The organism is Pseudomonas sp. S2_F07 (genome assembly GCF_054668325.1).
The window spans coordinates 2139886-2157041 of record NZ_CP162758.1; the positions used below are offsets into that span (position 1 = coordinate 2139886).

The following is a 17156-nucleotide window of genomic DNA, read 5'->3' on the forward strand; positions in this document are numbered from 1 at the left end:
GAGGCAACACCGAACCAGCGCTTTAGCGGTATTTCGAAGCCTGTTCCGGCTTCTATCGGCAACTGGATGAGTCACCTGGCGCCCCGCAAGTAGCTGTTTAAATCGGCGCATGAGCAACATCCTAGAGAAGCTGACTGGACAGTGTCAAGAATGACGCTCAACAAAAAAGGCCCGCAATGCGGGCCTTTTTGTTGAGCCAGAGGGGTCAGCCGGCGATGGCACGGTCCGCCGAGAGTTTGCCCGCACCTTCGATCAATACCGCGATACTGCCACCGAGCAATGCCAGGGCGAATTCATAACCGTTGTTGGCCATGAACAGACCATTGCTGATGTGCACCGAGAAAATCGCCACCAGCGACAGGAAGATCAGGCCCAGTGCGGCCGGGCGAACCAGCAAGCCGATGATCAGGGCCAGGCCGGCGAAGAACTCGGTGCCACCCGCCAGTGCCGCCATCAGGTAACCCGGCGTCAGTCCGAGGCTTTCCATGTACTGCGCGGTTCCAGCCAGACCATAGCCACCGAATGCCCCGAAGAGTTTCTGCGAGCCGTGAGCGGCGAAAACAATGCCGACCACAATGCGCAGAACGGTCAGGCCGTAGCCGGCGCGGGTAGACATTACCTTATTGATCAGAGTGCTCATGCTGTTTCATTCCTTGTAAGTGTGTGTTGGTTGGCCGCTATATTAATCAGTAATTCACATGTTAAAAGCGCAAAAAACCCGTCATAACAATCAGATTAGTTGATCATTTGCGTGAGGCAACCTTTTGCCCCTGGGGCTCCAACGACTCCCGCTCCCGATCGAATGCCAAGTAATACTTGTTCACGCTATTAACATAGCTGACGGGGCCCATACCCACTTGCTCCATGGCAATGCGTTCAACCTGGAAGAACCACTGGTTGGGATTCAAGCCTCGCCGCCGGGCTTCTGCCCGCATGCCTTGCACTCGCTCCGGCCCGATGTTGTAGGCCGCCAGCACGAAGGCCATGCGTTCGCGCTCGTTGAGTTTGGGACTGGCAAAGAACTTGCGCCGGATCATCGCCAGGTACTTGGCCCCTGCCTGCACATTGCCATCAAGGTCCTGGATATTGTTGACACCCACCCGCTGCGCCGCAGATGGCGTGATCTGCATCAGACCGGTGGGGCCACCGCCACTGCGGGCGGCGGGTTGCAGGGCTGACTCCTTGAAGGCCAGCGCCGCCAGGTTCAGCCAGTCCATGCCCTGGGCATCGGCGTGCTTCTGCAGCACCGGGCGAAGCTTTTCCAGACGCTGCCGGTCCGCCTTGGCCAGTGGATAGTGCACTTGATAGAGACGACGATAGATCCGCAGGAACGCGGCGTCCTGATCCGATGGTTTTTTGTAGCCGGTGAGGAAGCGATCAATGCTGGCCCGCAACATCGAGGCATCACGGCGCACGAACCAGAATTCTTCTCCCGGCTCGCTGATGAGTACCTGCTTGTCAAAACGCAGCTTGGACAGGATCTTGCCCCAGCGCTCGGCGATCGGCTGCTCGACGATGGTCAGGTGGAAGATCCCCCCCTGCACCATCTCCAGTACGTCCTCGACAGCAAGACTCGGATCGACCCATTCGATGATGACCGGAGGCAGTTTGTGCAGGGCGAGCTTTTGATTGATCTGGCTGACGGCATCCCCGGCGGCGCTGCCGGCAGGTAACGCCAGGGTCTTGCCGGAAAGCTGTTCAAGTTTGGTATAGCGGCGTTCGCCTTTGATGCCTACCAGGACCAACGGGATGTTGCTGGCAATCGGCTCACTGGTACTGACGGCGAAACCCGGTTGCAGATCGAGCAACTCGCCTGGTGCCACCAAATCGCCCTCCCCGCGCTGCAATGCGCCGAGCAGTTGATCCTTGGCCTTGGGAATGATCTTGAGGGTAATTTCCTGGCCGTCACGGGCATGGCCGTTGAGGTATTGCTCGAACGCTCTCAGACGATGGTATTCGACCCCGATCGCCTGCCCCTGGACTTCGCCGGAACTGTTGCGGCTCTGGTTGACCAACACCCGCAGCACACGACTGCTGCGAATTTGGGCAAGGTCGCGCACCTTGCTGGCCGGTACGGCTTGCAGCGGCCCGGGCAGACGCGCGACCGCCGTCATCGGCAGTAGCAGCGAACAACACAGCAGTAGCAAAACCGAGGGACGAATCATCCACTCTCCGGAAAGAATATGAGGCCCGCTTCAATGACGAAAACCATCAAGCGCGGCGACAAAAACAGAGCGCCCAAGGCGCTGGCAAAGTGCGAAAGACTGGCACAATGATGGCAAAACTACCAACCCAGCCTGGTCCGCGGCTCAAGAGACAGCGTTAACCCGTTGTAGTTCTTGGCTTTTCTTATAAATCCACGGCTCTGATATGCTTTCCGGCCTTTGGGCCGAGGTAGCACCATGCAACTCATCGATATCGGCGTCAACCTGACCAACGCCAGTTTTGCCGACAAACACCAGGCTGTACTCGACCGCGCCTATGCGGCCGGCGTGTGCCAACTGGTGCTGACCGGCACCAGCGTCGAGGGCAGTGAACAGGCCCTTGAGCTGTGCCAGCAACTGGACAAAAGCGCCCGGCGCCTGTTTGCCACCGCCGGTATCCACCCTCACTGCGCCAGTGACTGGAACGCCGACAGCGCCCGACGTTTGCGCAGCTTGCTCAACGAACCGAATGTGGTGGCCGTGGGTGAATGCGGGCTGGATTTCAACCGTGATTTCTCGCCGCGCCCGCAGCAGGAGAAGGTCCTGGAAGAACATCTGGCCATGGCCGTCGAATTGCAGCTGCCGGTTTTTCTGCACGAACGCGACGCCAGCCAGCGTTTGCTGGAAATCCTGCGCGACTTCCGCGACCGACTGCCGGCCGCTGTGGTGCACTGCTTCACGGGTGAACAGAAGGCGCTGTTCAGCTACCTCGACCTCGACCTGCACATCGGCATTACCGGCTGGATCTGCGACGAGCGCCGAGGCACGCATTTGCATCCGCTGGTCAAGGAAATCAAGCGCGGGCGCCTGATGCTCGAAAGCGACGCACCGTATCTGCTACCGCGCAGCCTGCGCCCCAAGCCGAAAAACGGGCGGAACGAGCCGGCGTACCTGACCGAAGTACTGCGCGAAGTGGCGCTGCATCGCGGGGAAAGCCAGGAAGATCTGGCGGCGCATACCACCGCGTGCGCACGGGCGTTCTACGGCTTGCCATCAATCCCCCAGTAACCACAAATCCCCTCCCACGCTGGAATGCTGAGGGGCCGTTGATCTGCATCAAGAATCAGCCACCTGAGTAGCGGCACAATGCTGGCACCTTGCCAAAACTGTTTCCGCTATCAGAGAAGACCTCCATGGGTGCCTGGCTTAGCAATATCTCGCTGAAATACAAATTCTGGGCGGTCAACGCCGTCGCTTTCGTCACCACCCTGTTGCTGGTGCTATACGCGGTGCAGCTCGAACAGCAGGCCCGCAGTGACGCCGCCCAGGATTCGGCCCGGGCCCAGGCGCGATTGCTCGAAGCCTGGCCCGCCGGGCAAACGCTACCCCACGCCGACAACCTGCTGACGTTCAATCGCGGACAAGCGCCGTCGCTGAATGAACAACCCATTCCCGAACTCATCAATGCAAACGGCTGGGTCGAGATCAACCTGATGCCGCTGTTCGGTGACAATCCGTTGATGGGTGCCGAAGTGTTTACCCGTGCCGATGGCCAGCGGGTCGCCGTGATTGCCCACGGTCCAAGCTTGAGCCAGGTGTTCAGCGAGCGCTTCGCCAACTACGCGTTGGCCGTGTTCATCCTGATGCTGGCAATGCTCGGTGCCTCGCAGTTATTGATCCGCTTCCTGCTCAGCCAGCTCAACACCTTGAAAGACGTCATGCTGCACGTGGAGAAAACCGGCGACCTGTCGGCCCGCGTGCCATTGGCTTGCAGCGACGAAGTCGGGCAAATGGCCAACGCCTTCAACGCCATGCAGGCCGGTTATCAACGGGTGGTCAACACCGTCGCCAGCACCGCCCGGCAACTGGACGTCGGCGCCGCGCGGCTGGCGGCCAGCATGAATGAAGTGCGCCACGGCATGCTGGGCCAGCAAAGCGAAACCGATCAGGCCGCCACGGCGATCAATGAAATGACCGCCACGGTCTATCACATTGCCCAACACGCGGGCGCCACCCGTGACCTTTCACAATCGGCCAATACCCTGGCCGGCAGTGGGCAGGAGGTCGTGACACGGGTGCAACGGTCGATTGCCGGACTGTCCACCGGCGTCCAGCAGACCGCCGAGATGATTCAACGGCTGGCCGAGGACAGCCAGAAGATCAATGGCGTGGTCAACGTGATTCACAGCATCGCCGAGCAGACCAACCTGCTGGCGCTGAACGCCGCCATCGAAGCGGCCCGGGCCGGCGAGATGGGCCGCGGCTTCGCGGTGGTCGCCGATGAAGTACGCAACCTCGCCAAACGTGTACAGGCTTCCACGGATGAAATCACCCTCATGGTCTCGGCGTTGCAGGCTGGCACGCGGGACGCCGTGGATTTCATGCAAGAGAGTTCGTTCAAGGCCGACGACTGCGTACAACAGGCGCAAGAGGCCGGCGCGGCACTGGCCGAGATTACCGGCGCAGTGGCGCAAATGCGTGAAAGCAATACACAGATCGCGGTGGCGGCCGAGCAGCAAAGCCAGGTGGCGGAAGAGATGAACCGAGCGGTGGTGAGCATCCGTGACGTGACCGAGAACACGGTGCAACAGACGGTGACGTCGGCGACCACCAGCAATGAGCTGGCGGCGTTGGCCGGGGAACTGAGCAAGGCGATAGGTCAGTTGAAGCTTTGAGGGACTCTTCGCGAGCAAGCCCGCTCCCACAGTTGAAATGCATTCCCCTGTGGGAGCGGGCTTGCTCGCGAAGGCGTCAGTCGAATCCACATCAAATTTGAACATGACGCCTATCAAACCAATAGCCAGCCTTGATTCGCCGCCAGCATAGACCGGGCCTATTCTTCCTACATGTGTTCAACATGGATCGAGGATCGGCATCATGGGTAAACGTCACCCCAACCTACCCGCCTGGCAATGGCGAGCGTACCCGAACAATCATCAGCACCCGACCAATCTGGTGCTGCATCTGATCGCGGTGCCGCTGTTCATCGTGGCATTTCTACTGATTGTGACCGGGGTGTTCAGCCTGAGCCTGGCAAATATCGCCATCGGCGTGATCGGTGTGATCGCGGCGATGGCCTTGCAACGCCACGGCCACAACCTGGAGACCCAAGCCTCCGAACCCTTCAGCGATCGCAAGGATGCAGTATCACGCCTGTTGGTCGAGCAGTTCCTGACGTTTCCGCGGTTCTTCCTCAGCGGTGGCTGGTGGCGCGCCTGGCGTGAGCGCCACCGCCGTCACTGATCAGGCGAACACGGTCACCGTCTGCCGGCTCATGGCGATCAACCGGCCATCCGCGCTCCACATTTTTGCGGCCGCATGCCCGTAGCCGTCGGCGGCGTATTCGGTCTCGACGAGGTATTTACACCAGTCCAGGGTGTTCAGTTCCAGCAGCGGTTGCACGAACTCGATGGTCCAGGTCAGCGTGCTACCCATCGCCGGCTTCTTCAAAAACGGCATCAGGGCCGGCGGCCAGGCGTCCACCAGCGCCAGGATATGCGCCTCGCCGATGGCCTCTTCCTTTACGTCGCCGCGCAAGCGTACCCAGCCACCCATTTGCCGGGATGTGCTACCGCTGAACGGCAACCCGCCGACACTCCAGCGCATCGCCAGATGCCGCATGAACTCAGGGATGACGCCTTCGACGAAAGGCAACTCCTGGCATTCGTCCCAGTGCTTCATTTCAGGTGCCGGTTCAGCGGCCACCGCCACTTCCGAGGGGCGCGAGGCACCGAAGCTGCCCTGGATCAATGTCACCACCTGCCCCTTCTGCACTACCCGGCCCAGCACTTGGCTGACGGCCTTGCCTTCGCGCAGTACGTCGACCTCAAAACTGACCGGCACCTCGGGCTCAACCGGGCCGACGAAGGTGATTGCCAACGAACGCACCGGCCGATCCGCCGGAACCCGGGCGCGCATGGCTTCGTACTGCAAAGCGGCCACCAGGCCACCGAAACTGGCCCGCCCCTGAGCCCAGGAGGCCGGGATAGACAGCTCCAGCGGCTGGCCGCGGACAGCGTCGAGCAGTTCGGAAAAACGCATGAAAACCTCTGGGATCGGAAAAGATGAAGGGATCTTAACCATCTGGCGAAGTTGATACATCGCCTATTCCGGCCAAATTGACTGACAGATGAGCCCAACAAGGCTCGCTCCTACAATGGATCCGGGGAGATCTCAGGATTTGAAACAGGCCTTGCCGAGTTTTTCCAGCACCCGATCCGCACGGCTTTCAGCCTCGGCCATGGTGGCTTCCCAGACAGCAACACAGGGTTGCAAATCCGCTTCCCGTTCAGCCATCGCCAGCCATTGCACGCAATCGTGCCAGTCACCCTGTGCGCCCTGGGCCGACTTCAACCGGGGCATGGCCGCTTTCGGCAAACGGTCCAGTTCGGGGTAGGCGTCGATGCCATAGCGCACGCGCTTGATCAACAAGCGCAGCCGATGACGGTCGTGGGTCGGATCGTGCAGTGCCTCGTCGAGTTTTTTCCACTGCTTGCCCAGGCGTTTTTCGATGCGCTTGCGCAGCCCCTTGAGCAATCCCTGGCGCTGGGCAGCACGTAGAAAACGTGGAAACGCATCGAGGACGATCAGCATTTGCGCGAGCTCGGGACTGGCTGCCACGGCCGGATAGGCCTCGGCCATTTGCGCCATGCGCCACTGTGCGGCTTGGGGTTGATGGTGCTGGAGCAGGTACGCCGCCAACACTTCGCGATCGCGTAAAGGCGTGCTCAGTTCGCCCACCCGGGAGGCGGCCGCTTCCAGTTGTTCGACACCGGGCAGCCCGCGCAAGGGCCGCAACAGGCTGCGTAACCGCCGCATGGTTGTGCGCAGGTCGTGTAACGCTTCAGGGTCTGTACGCTCTTTCAAGCGGGCCTGACAGGCAAGCAGACGAACTTCCAGGCCCAGAACCTGAGCCACCAACCGATCGATCATGGGGGTTTACTCCGTAAACAGCGCCAGGTTGCAAGCTCCAGGCTGCAAACTCGAAAGATCTTGCAGCTTGCAGCTTAGAGCTTGTAACCGCTTTTCGCTTTTAACGCCCCGCGCGCGATTCACGAATATAGAAACGAGCCTTCTCGGCTTTCCTGGTGCAGCCTTCGAACCCCTCGAATTGCTGCTGGGTCTTGGCCGCGGTCAACAGCGACAGGGCCTTGGAGTAACTGACAGTCCCGGCGAATCCTTCGGCCTTGGCCAGGTCCAGTTCATGCCATGCCGCATCCAGATTACTACCACAGCTGTCGCGATAAGCGGTTTTGCCGGCACAACCGGCGAGCGCCAGGGCAATCAATGGCACGCAGATCCAGGCTTTCATCATTCACTCCTCAAGAATAGGTCAACAGTCATGCAGGTAAGACGTTGTGGCACCTGAAAAGTGCCGTTGGTCCGCTGTGCAAACTATAGCGCCGACGAGAATAACCATGTGCCGCCATGGAGTGTCGAAAATACGACGCTCTTGTCCCCTCGTACGACCATGGCGATTGAAGCATGGCCCTCGATGGGTGCATTGTTGAACCATTCAAACGAGGGCGATTCATGAAAAAGCGCGTCGCACTGGTATTGGGCTCGGGTGGAGCCCGGGGTTATGCACATATCGGGGTCATTGAAGAGATCGAACGGCGCGGGTATGACATTGCCTGTATCGCCGGATGCTCCATGGGCGCGGTGGTGGGCGGAATCTACGCCGCCGGCAAACTCAATGACTACCGCGACTGGATCGAGAGCCTGGACTATCTCGACGTGTTGCGCCTGGTGGACGTCAGTTTTCGCCTGGGGGCGATTCGTGGCGAGAAAGTCTTCGGGCAGATCCGCAAGATCGTCGGCGAAATCAACATCGAAGATTTGCGTATCCCCTACACCGCCGTTGCCGCCGACCTGACCAATCAGCAGGAAATCTGGTTCCAGGAAGGTTGCCTGCATCAGGCCATGCGCGCCTCGGCGGCGATTCCCAGCCTGTTCACCCCGGTGATGCAGGGCAACCGCATGCTGGTCGATGGCGGCATTCTCAACCCGCTGCCGATCGTGCCGGTGGTGTCGAGCCATTGCGACTTGATCATCGCGGTCAACCTCAACTCCACCAATCAGCGCCACTATCAATTGCCGGTCATCCAGCGTCCCGCCGCCTTCAAGACCCGCTTCGACAGTCTGATCAATTCCCTTGGCTCGAAGCTGCCGTTCCGCCGCAAACAGGCCGAGCAATTGTTGATCCTCGAGCAGGAGGCCCTGAGGGCCGAAGGGGCGGACCTCAACCCGTGGATCGAATCCGCCGAACCCGAAGCGCAGCAACCGGCGGCGGCTCCAGAAGCCAGTGGCGCCCCCCGCTCCGCCACCGGTTCGTTCATCATCGACAACGTTGGGCCGGCGTCCTTGCTGGATTTGATCAACCAGAGTTTCGAGGTGATGCAGACGTCGCTGGCGCAGTACAAGATTGCCGGGTATCCGCCGGACATCCTGATCAACGTGCCCAAGCGCGTGTGCCGTTTTTTCGAGTTCTACAAGGCGCCGGAATTGATCGCGCTGGGACGGGAGATTGCGCGGGATACGCTGGACCGGTATGAGAATGAGCAGAACTGAACGCCTGAAGGTTCTCGGGTGACTATCAGGCAACGAAGATCTAAAGGCTACCCTCACCCAACAACCGATACCCCACCCCTGCCTCAGTGACGATGAACCTGGGCTGGGTCGGGTCATCCGCCAGTTTCTGGCGCAAGTGCCCGACCACGATGCGCAGGTAGTGAGTGTCTTCGGTGTGGGTCGGCCCCCAGATGTCCTTGAGCAATTGCTGCTGGGTGATCACCCGCCCTGGATGCCGCGCCAGTTGCGCCAGCACGGCGTATTCCTTGCGGGTCAGCGCGACTTCGACATCGTCGAGCAGCACCCGGCGATACGCCAGATCGACCGTCAACGGACCGAAGCTCAGCGCCGCTGGTTGCGCCTCGCCTACGGGCACCTGGCGCAATAACGCACGGATCCGCGCCAGGAATTCCTGAATGCCGAATGGCTTGGTCACGTAGTCATTGGCGCCGCCATCCAGGGCCTCGACTTTCTGCCCTTCACTGGCGCGCACGGAGAGCACCAGCACCGGCACCGTCGACCACTCGCGAAAGTCACGCAATACCTGTTGGCCGTCCATGTCCGGCAAGCCGAGGTCGAGCACCAGCAAGTCCGGTTTGTTCAACGCAGCTTGCACCAATCCTTCGCTGCCGGTACCCGCCTCCAGCACTTTGTAGCCCTGGGAAACGAGGCTGATGCGCAGGAATTTGCGGATCTGCGGTTCGTCGTCAATGATCAGGATGGTCGGGGTCTGGCTCATGAATTCACATCAACACAAAGAAGTGGCAAGAGAGTAGCGCAAGCACGATCAGGCTTCACTGTCGTATCCCGGCTGAGCCTGCAGCGGCAGGTGCAACGTGATGCAGGTGCCGCGCCCCTCGATGCCGTCGGCGACACTGATGCGACCGCCATGGGCACCGACCATGCCCTGACAAATCGCCAGCCCCAGCCCGGTACCCTGCCCGCCGCGATCACCCCGCGCCGCGGTGTAGAACATGTCGAAAATTTTCGCCCGTTCCTCTTCCGGAATCCCCGGCCCCTCATCGCTGACCGAGAAAAACAGCTCGCTGTCATCGGCCCCGGCGCGCAGTTGCAAGCGCCCGTGGGGTGGCGAAAACCGCGCGGCGTTTTCCATCACGTTGATCAGTGCCTGTTCGATCAGCGCGGCATGCACATACAGCAACGGTAACTCGGCCGGTACGTCGGTGCTGACCTGCAACGGCGCAAGGACTGCCCGCAGGCGATTGCGCGCACTGCCGACGATGTCTGCCGGCGACACCCAGTCCCGTGCCAGCTTCAAGGCACCGTGGCCGAGGCGGGTCATGTCGAGCAGGTTTTGAATGTAGCGGTCCAGGCGCTCGGCTTCATCGCGGGTGCCTTCGAGCAACTCACGTCTGTCCTCCAGCGGGATCGCTTCCCCCAGGGCCAGCAGGCTGTCGATACTGCCGCGCATGGACGTCAGCGGTGTACGCAGGTCATGGGACACCGACGCCAGCAAGGCGCTGCGCAGTTGCTCGGTTTCGCCGTGCAGCCGCGCCGCTTCCAGATCGTCGGCCAGTTGCGCCCGGGCCAGCGCCTGGGCCAGCGGCTGGCTCAGTGCGGTCAACAAGCGTCGGCGCTGGCCGCTCAGAGTCTGGCCTTCCCCGGCGCACACGCCAAGCAACGCCAGCGGTCCGTCCTCCACCGACAATGGCCACCACCACCAGCGGCCGAACGGCAAGGTGCCGGTGCCCGCACCCGCGGGTTGATCGTGCTGCCAGGCCCAATCGGCGGCGCCGCGCTCGGCTTCGCTGAACTCCAGGGGGCCACCGGTTTCGACTTGCCAGCCGTTTTGCCCGTCGCGATTGAGCAGGCACAGTTGCACATCACTCCAACCATTAAGGTGCTGGGCAGCCGCGCTGACCACGGCCTGGCGGTCGGTGGCGGCGGTGAGTTTGCGGGACAGGTCAAGCAGTTCAGTGGTCTCTTCCTGGGTATCGCGCAATGCCTGCAATTGCCGGCGCTGGCGCGCCGCGAGGTTGCCAGTGAGGGCCGCCATCAGCAGGAAGAACAGCAAGGTCAGCACGTCTTCCTCGCGCTGGATGCTGAAAGAGAAATTCGGTGGAATGAACAGGAAGTCGTAGGTCAGGAACGACAGCGCCGCACAAGCCAGCGCCGGCCCGAGGCTGCTGCGCACCGCCACCAGCAATACCGCTGCAAGGAACACCAGGGAAATGTTCGGCAGTGGCAAAACACTCGCCACCGCCCAGGCCAGGGCGCTGGCCAGAACCGTCGCGACCACGGCCAATGCATAGTCGAACCAGACCAGTGAATGCATCGACCGCTGATGGGGTTGAAGCTGTTGGTGATCGCTGTCGAGAACGTTGATCTCCAGCCCACGTGCATTACGCAGCAGTCGCGCCGCCAACCCGCCACCGAACAGACGTCGACGCAGTCTCGGCCGGGACTGGCCGACCAGCACCAGGCTGGCGCGGCGTTCGGCGGCATGCTGGATCAGGGTTTTCGCCACTTCACCGGCGCGCAGCAACACCACTTCGCCGCCCAGGCGCTCGGCCAGTTGCTGGGCGCTCTGCAGACGCAGGCGGGACTGCTCGTCACGCACGCTGCCGTTGTCCACGTGCACCAGGCTCCAGGGCAGGTGCCGCCGCTGGGCCACGCGACTGGCATGGCGTACCAGGCGCTCGGCCTGGGCATCGCCGTCGACCCCCACCAGCAATCGCCCGCGCACGGCCGGCGCCGCTTGCCCCAACTGACGATACCCCTGGGCCAGATCATTATCGACCTGAGCCGCCGCGGTTTGCATCGCCAGTTCGCGCAGGGCCGTGAGGTTAGTCTGGGAAAAGAACGCGTCGATGGCCGCCCGCGCCTGCTCCGGCACATAGACCTTGCCGTCGCGCAGGCGCTCCAGCAGCTCCCGTGGCGGCAAGTCGATCAGCAGCAGTTCGTAGGCTTCCTGCAACACCCAATCAGGCAGGGTCTCGCGGACCTGCACGCCAGTGATGCCGCGCACCTGGTCGTTGAGGCTTTCCAGATGCTGGACGTTGACCGTGGTGTACACGTCGATGCCGGCGGCGAGCAGTTCCTGAATGTCCTGCCAGCGCTTTTCGTGGCGGCTGCCCGGAGCGTTGGTGTGCGCCAGTTCGTCGACCAGCACCAGCTTCGGTTTGGCGAGGAGCAGACCGTCGAGGTCCATTTCTTCGAGCAACACGCCACGGTACTCGGAACGTACCAACGGCTGTTGCGACAAGCCGCCGAGCAGTGCTTCGGTTTCGGCCCGGCCGTGGGTTTCGACGACGCCGGCGATGACCTTCACCCCTTGACGCAACTGGGTGTGGGCCGCTTGCAGCATGGCGTAGGTCTTGCCGACACCCGGTGCGGCACCGAGAAATACCTTGAGCCGGCCACGGCCATCGCGGGGCAGGTCTGCTAACAGCGCGTCGGCGCGGCCGGAGTTGCTCATTTTCATTGCCTTGTTTGACTTGATAGTTGGGTGTGGCATTAAAAGATCGCAGCCTGCGGCAGCTCCTACGCCAGATGGCGTACATCCTGTAGGAGCTGGCGAAGCCTGCGATCTTTTGATCTACAGTTTTTCCAGCGCCCGATTCAACTCAAGCACATTCACCACCGGCGGGCCTATCAGTGGTTGCTCGACGTGGGCATCCAGCAGTTGTTGCAGCGTTGCGACCGGCAGGTTGCGCGCCGTCGCGACACGCGCCAGTTGATAGGCAATCGCCGCCGGTGGCAAGTGCGGATCCAGACCGCTGCCGGATGTAGTGAGCAGCGCCAATGGCACCGGCCCCTGCCCTGGCACCAACAGTTTGCTGGCATCGTCGATCACCCGCGTCGCCAGCGCCGGGTTGCTCGGCGACAGGTTGCTGGCACTGCTCGACACGGTGGCAAAGGCACCGGCCGAAGGACGCGGGTGAAACCAGGCGTCGCCGACGAAATCCTGGGCGATCAGCGAGGAACCGCGGACCTTGCCTTCGGCATCCCGCACCAGGCTGCCGTTGGCCTGATCCGGGAACGCGACCTGGGCCACGCCGGTGACCACCAGTGGATAAGCGACGCCGGTGATCAGCGTCATCAGGACCAGCAGGCTCAGGGCCGGGCGTATCAATGTGGACATTTCAAAATCCTCTAATTCACAAGTCAGGTACACCGTGGCGCATCCATCGCGAGCAAGCTCGCTCCCACAGGGTATGAGGTGCTTTTGTGGGAGCGAGCTTGCTCCGGGCGGCGTTCCGACGATGGCGGCTTATCTGGCACACCACGCAGTCAAACCAGATGCAACGCCGTCAACAGCATGTCGATCGCCTTGATGCCCACGAACGGCACCAGGATCCCGCCCAGGCCGTAGATCAGCAGGTTGCGCCGCAGCAACGCCGCCGCACTCGCCGCATGAACCCGCACTCCGCGCAACGCCAGCGGAATCAGCACCACAATGATCAGGGCGTTGAACACGATCGCCGAGAGAATCGCGCTCTGCGGGCTGCTCAGGTGCATCACGTTGAGCACGCCCAGTTGCGGGTAGATCGCGGCGAACAGCGCCGGCAGGATCGCGAAGTACTTGGCCACGTCGTTGGCGATGGAAAAGGTCGTCAGCGCACCGCGGGTGACCAGCAATTCCTTGCCGATCTGCACCACGTCCAGCAGCTTGGTCGGGTCGCTGTCGAGGTCGACCATGTTGGCCGCTTCACGGGCCGCTTGCGTACCGTCGTTCATCGCCATGCCGACATCCGCCTGGGCCAGGGCCGGGGCGTCGTTGGCGCCGTCGCCGCACATGGCAACCAGACGACCGTCGTTTTGCTCGTGACGAATGCGCGCCAGTTTTTTCTCCGGCGTGGCTTCGGCCAGCACATCGTCCACACCCGCTTCAGCGGCGATGGCAGCGGCGGTCAATGGATTGTCGCCGGTGACCATGACGGTGCGGATCCCCAGCTTGCGCAACTCGGCGAAACGCTCGCGGATACCGGGCTTGACCACGTCCTTGAGGTGGATCGCACCCAGCAACTTGCCGTCGGCACACACCAGCAACGGGGTGCCGCCGCTTTGGGCGATCTTGTCGATCTCACGGGACAACGATGCAGCCAGATCAGCGCGCTTGAGGTCCACGAACGCCAACAACGAATCCACCGCGCCCTTGCGGTACACGCGCCCCTGATAGTCGACACCGGACAAGCGGGTTTCAGCACTGAACGGCACAGCGGTCAACAGCTCGGCGGATGGCTCCGGCTGAGGGTGAAGGCCACGCAAGTACTCAACGATGGACTTGCCTTCAGCCGTGTCATCGGCCAGCGAGGCAAACAACGCGCCTTCAGCCAGTTCCCTGGCAGTGACGCCAGGCGCGGCATACACCGCCGAGCAACGACGGTTACCAAAGGTGATGGTGCCGGTCTTGTCCAGCAGCAGGACGTGCACGTCCCCCGCCGCTTCCACCGCACGACCGGACTTGGCGATCACGTTCAGGCGCACCAGGCGATCCATCCCGGCGATACCGATGGCCGACAGCAAACCGCCGATGGTGGTCGGAATCAACGTGACCAACAGCGCCACCAGGAACACCAGTGGCAGGCTGCCATTGGCGAAGTGGGCGAACGGTTGCAGGGTGACGACCACCAGCAGGAAGATCAGGGTCAGGCCGATCAGCAGGATGTCTAGCGCCACTTCGTTCGGGGTTTTCTGGCGTTTGGCGCCTTCGACCAGGGCGATCATGCGGTCCAGGGTCGACTCGCCGGGGTTGGCGGTGATCTTCACCAGCAGCCAGTCGGACACCAGCCGTGTGTTGCCGGTAACGGCCGAGCGGTCACCACCGGACTCGCGAATTACGGGGGCCGATTCACCGGTAATCGCTGCTTCGTTGACCGCCGCGATACCTTCGATCACTTCGCCGTCACCGGGAATCATCTCTCCCGCCTCGACACGCACCACATCGCCTTTGCGCAGGTTGGCGGCGGGCACCACCTGAAAGCTGCCGTTGCCGGTCCTGCGCCGGGCGCTGAGGCCTTCGCTGCCGGCCTTGAGGCTGTCGGCGCGGGCCTTGCCGCGACCTTCGGCCAGGGCTTCGGCGAAGTTGGCGAACAGCACGGTGAACCACAGCCATACAGCGATTTGTGCGGCGACGAAGGTCGGCACTGCCGTGTCGGGAATGAAGCACAGCACGGTGGTCAGGATCGCCGTCAGTTCGACCACCAGCATCACCGGCGCACGCTGCAATTGCCTTGGGTCGAGCTTGACGAAGGCTTGCACCAGCGCCGGACGCCACAGGGCCGAGAAAGCGGTTTTTGGCGCTTCGACCGACTTGGTCGGTGACGCAGGTTTTGAAGCTGGAACGTGCATATTCATGATGGATTCCTTAGCTCCTTATTTCAGAAGAGCAGCCATACTCAAATGTTCAGCGATAGGACCCAGCGCCAATGTAGGCAGGAAGGTCAAACCGCCCACCAGCAAAATGGTCACGGTCAGCAGGGTCACGAACAGCGGACCGTGGGTCGGGAAGCTGTTCTGCCCGATCGGTGCGGTTTTCTTCATCGCCAGGCTGCCGGCCAGGGCCAGGACCGGGAGAATGTAGCCGAAGCGACCGATCAACATGCCCAAGCCCAGCATCAGGTTGTGGAAGGGGGTGTTGGCACCGAAGCCGGCAAAGGCGGAACCGTTGTTGGCGCTGGCCGAGGTGTAGGCGTAGAGCAACTGACTGAATCCGTGAGGCCCAGGGTTGCTCACCGCGGCCACAGGACCAGGCAGGCTGGCGGCAATCGCGCCGAGCACCAACACGCCAATCGGCATGACCATCAACGTCACCACCAGCAACTGCACTTCCCCGGCCTGCAGTTTCTTGCCGAGGTATTCCGGAGTACGGCCGATCATCAGGCCAGCGAGGAACACCGCGATCAGCACGTTGAGCAACATGCCGTAGAGCCCTGCGCCGACGCCGCCGAAGATCACTTCGCCCACCATCATGTTGACCAGCGCCATCATGCCGCTCAGCGGGCTGAGGCTGTCGTGCATGCCGTTCACCGAACCGTTGGACGCGGCCGTGGTGGTCACCGACCACAACACCGTGGCAGTGGTGCCCAGGCGAGCTTCCTTGCCTTCGAGCGGCGCGGTCTGTTCGACGGCGACATTGTTCAGGGCCGGATTCGGCTGGTATTCAGCCCACAGCGAGGTTGCGCCGCCGATCAGGAACAGCGCCAGCATGCAGGCGATGATCGCTCGGCTCTGGCGCAGGTCCTTCACGTAATGGCCGAAGGTGAACACCAGCGCGACGGGGATCAGAATGATCGAGGCCATTTCGAACAGATTGCTCCACGCCGTCGGGTTCTCGAACGGATGCGCCGAGTTCACGCCGAAGAAACCGCCACCGTTGGTGCCCAATTGCTTGATCGCAATCTGACTGGCGGCCGGCCCCAGCGGGATCACCTGGTCAACACCCTGCATCGTCACCGCATTCACGTACTGCGCGAAGGTTTGCGGCACGCCCTGCCAGACCAGATACAGCGCCAGCAGCAGGCACAGCGGCAACAGGCCGTAGAGGGTGGCACGGGTCATATCGACCCAGAAGTTGCCCAGGGTCCGGGTGGATTTGCGGCCGATGCCGCGACACAGCGCGACCAGTACCGCCAGGCCAGTGGCGGCGCTGACGAAGTTCTGCACGGTGAGGCCTGCCATCTGGCTCAAGTAGCTCAGGGAGGCTTCGCCGCTGTAGCCCTGCCAGTTAGTGTTGGTCATGAAGCTGACGGCGGTGTTGAACGCCAGCGTCCACTCCTGTCCCGGCAGGCTCTGCGGGTTCAGTGGCAGGTGGTCCTGGAACAACAGGATCGCGAACAGCAGCAGGAAACCCGCGAAGTTGAAGGCGAGCAAGGCCAGCGCGTACTTCTGCCAGCTCTGTTCGGCCTGCGGATCGACGCCGGCCAGACGATAACAACCGCGCTCGACAGGACCGAGAATCGGCGTCAGCCACGTGCGCTGCCCTTCCATCACCTTGTAGTAGAAGCGCCCGAGAAACGGCGCCGGGACTAATACCAGGGCAAAAAACCCGAGGATCAGCCAATAGTCATAATTGTGCATGGCCACTCCTAGTTCCGGTCCGCGCGCAGCAGCGCAACCAACAGATAAATGAACAGCCCCACTGCCAGCAGCAGCGACACCCCATCCAGAACGCTCATGGAAGTTCTCCGTGTTACGGCGTATTGCCGCGTGTGGAGTCATTGTCGGAAAGGAGGCTGTAAAGGAACGAGACCGAGGGTGCCTGCGGGGCATAAAGAACGCGTAAAGAGTGGGTTTACGCCGGGGTTACAGGGTGCGCGAAGGTGCTCCGGCCAGGAGAACAACGGGTGTGTCGTACATAGCGCTCTAAATTGTGCGCCAGGGTAGTGAGTGAACGCTCCAAGTCATGGATAATCCGGCCCGATTGACGCGACGCAAGCGAATGGGGTCAAGATCTCTTGCGCCTCCCCGCTTGCGCCT

Annotated in this window: 15 protein-coding genes; 4 read left to right on the forward strand and 11 right to left on the reverse strand. The window is 61.8% G+C overall.

The genetic code is table 11. From position 1 onward, the window contains the following. Positions 1 to 205: 205 nt before the first annotated feature. Entirely contained in the window at positions 206 to 640 is a 435-nt protein-coding gene (locus AB4O40_RS09465; RefSeq protein ID WP_056727123.1) for a DoxX family protein, read from the reverse strand. A gap of 103 nt (positions 641 to 743) precedes the next feature. Then, the gene (locus AB4O40_RS09470) at positions 744 to 2165 is read right to left on the reverse strand and encodes an MltF family protein (RefSeq protein ID WP_223541081.1); all 1422 of its coding nucleotides are present in this window, start codon (positions 2163 to 2165) and stop codon (positions 744 to 746) included. A 237-nt stretch (positions 2166 to 2402) separates the two neighbouring features. On the opposite strand from AB4O40_RS09470, the gene AB4O40_RS09475 reads away from it, so the two are divergent. From AB4O40_RS09475 to AB4O40_RS09485, 3 genes are all read left to right on the forward strand, one after another. Beyond that, the gene (locus AB4O40_RS09475) at positions 2403 to 3212 is read left to right on the forward strand and encodes a TatD family hydrolase (protein ID WP_056727125.1); all 810 of its coding nucleotides are present in this window, start codon (positions 2403 to 2405) and stop codon (positions 3210 to 3212) included. A gap of 125 nt (positions 3213 to 3337) precedes the next feature. Next, a complete protein-coding gene (locus AB4O40_RS09480) occupies positions 3338 to 4819 on the forward strand; it encodes a methyl-accepting chemotaxis protein (protein ID WP_223541082.1) in 1482 nt (493 codons plus the stop codon). Positions 4820 to 5021: 202 nt separating this feature from the next. After that, on the forward strand, positions 5022 to 5387 hold the full coding sequence (locus tag AB4O40_RS09485) for a DUF962 domain-containing protein (RefSeq protein ID WP_460054818.1): 366 nt from the start codon (positions 5022 to 5024) through the stop codon (positions 5385 to 5387). Here the strand turns inward: AB4O40_RS09485 and AB4O40_RS09490 are convergent, their stop codons facing one another. The 3 genes from AB4O40_RS09490 to AB4O40_RS09500 all read right to left on the reverse strand — a co-directional run bounded on the left by AB4O40_RS09490 (position 5388) and on the right by AB4O40_RS09500 (position 7455). Continuing rightward, the gene (locus AB4O40_RS09490; RefSeq protein ID WP_056727128.1) at positions 5388 to 6185 is read right to left on the reverse strand and encodes an acyl-CoA thioesterase; all 798 of its coding nucleotides are present in this window, start codon (positions 6183 to 6185) and stop codon (positions 5388 to 5390) included. A gap of 132 nt (positions 6186 to 6317) precedes the next feature. Further along, positions 6318 to 7076: a CHAD domain-containing protein gene (locus tag AB4O40_RS09495; RefSeq protein WP_460054815.1), complete on the reverse strand. Its 759-nt coding sequence runs from the start codon at positions 7074 to 7076 to the stop codon at positions 6318 to 6320. Between the two features lie 100 nt (positions 7077 to 7176). After that, positions 7177 to 7455 (reverse strand): hypothetical protein, encoded by a 279-nt coding sequence (locus AB4O40_RS09500; RefSeq protein ID WP_007973587.1) that lies wholly within the window; start codon positions 7453 to 7455, stop codon positions 7177 to 7179. A 221-nt stretch (positions 7456 to 7676) separates the two neighbouring features. Between AB4O40_RS09500 and AB4O40_RS09505 the strand changes: the two genes are divergently transcribed. Next, positions 7677 to 8714, forward strand: a complete 1038-nt coding sequence (locus tag AB4O40_RS09505; protein WP_056727130.1) for a patatin-like phospholipase family protein — start codon at positions 7677 to 7679, stop codon at positions 8712 to 8714. A gap of 40 nt (positions 8715 to 8754) precedes the next feature. Here AB4O40_RS09505 and AB4O40_RS09510 read toward each other — a convergent pair whose 3' ends face one another. From AB4O40_RS09510 to kdpF, 6 genes are all read right to left on the reverse strand, one after another. Then, complete coding sequence (locus AB4O40_RS09510; protein WP_460054812.1) at positions 8755 to 9453, reverse strand: response regulator; 699 nt, start codon at positions 9451 to 9453, stop codon at positions 8755 to 8757. Between the two features lie 48 nt (positions 9454 to 9501). Then, positions 9502 to 12153, reverse strand: a complete 2652-nt coding sequence (locus AB4O40_RS09515; protein WP_460160148.1) for a DUF4118 domain-containing protein — start codon at positions 12151 to 12153, stop codon at positions 9502 to 9504. A gap of 120 nt (positions 12154 to 12273) precedes the next feature. Then, complete coding sequence (kdpC, locus tag AB4O40_RS09520) at positions 12274 to 12819, reverse strand: potassium-transporting ATPase subunit KdpC (protein WP_056727133.1); 546 nt, start codon at positions 12817 to 12819, stop codon at positions 12274 to 12276. A gap of 149 nt (positions 12820 to 12968) precedes the next feature. Further along, on the reverse strand, positions 12969 to 15035 hold the full coding sequence (kdpB, locus tag AB4O40_RS09525) for a potassium-transporting ATPase subunit KdpB (RefSeq protein WP_056727134.1): 2067 nt from the start codon (positions 15033 to 15035) through the stop codon (positions 12969 to 12971). An 18-nt stretch (positions 15036 to 15053) separates the two neighbouring features. Next, the gene (gene kdpA, locus AB4O40_RS09530) at positions 15054 to 16757 is read right to left on the reverse strand and encodes a potassium-transporting ATPase subunit KdpA (protein ID WP_460054805.1); all 1704 of its coding nucleotides are present in this window, start codon (positions 16755 to 16757) and stop codon (positions 15054 to 15056) included. Positions 16758 to 16765: 8 nt separating this feature from the next. Next, positions 16766 to 16855, reverse strand: a complete 90-nt coding sequence (gene kdpF / locus AB4O40_RS09535; RefSeq protein WP_007899818.1) for a K(+)-transporting ATPase subunit F — start codon at positions 16853 to 16855, stop codon at positions 16766 to 16768. Positions 16856 to 17156 lie beyond the last annotated feature (301 nt).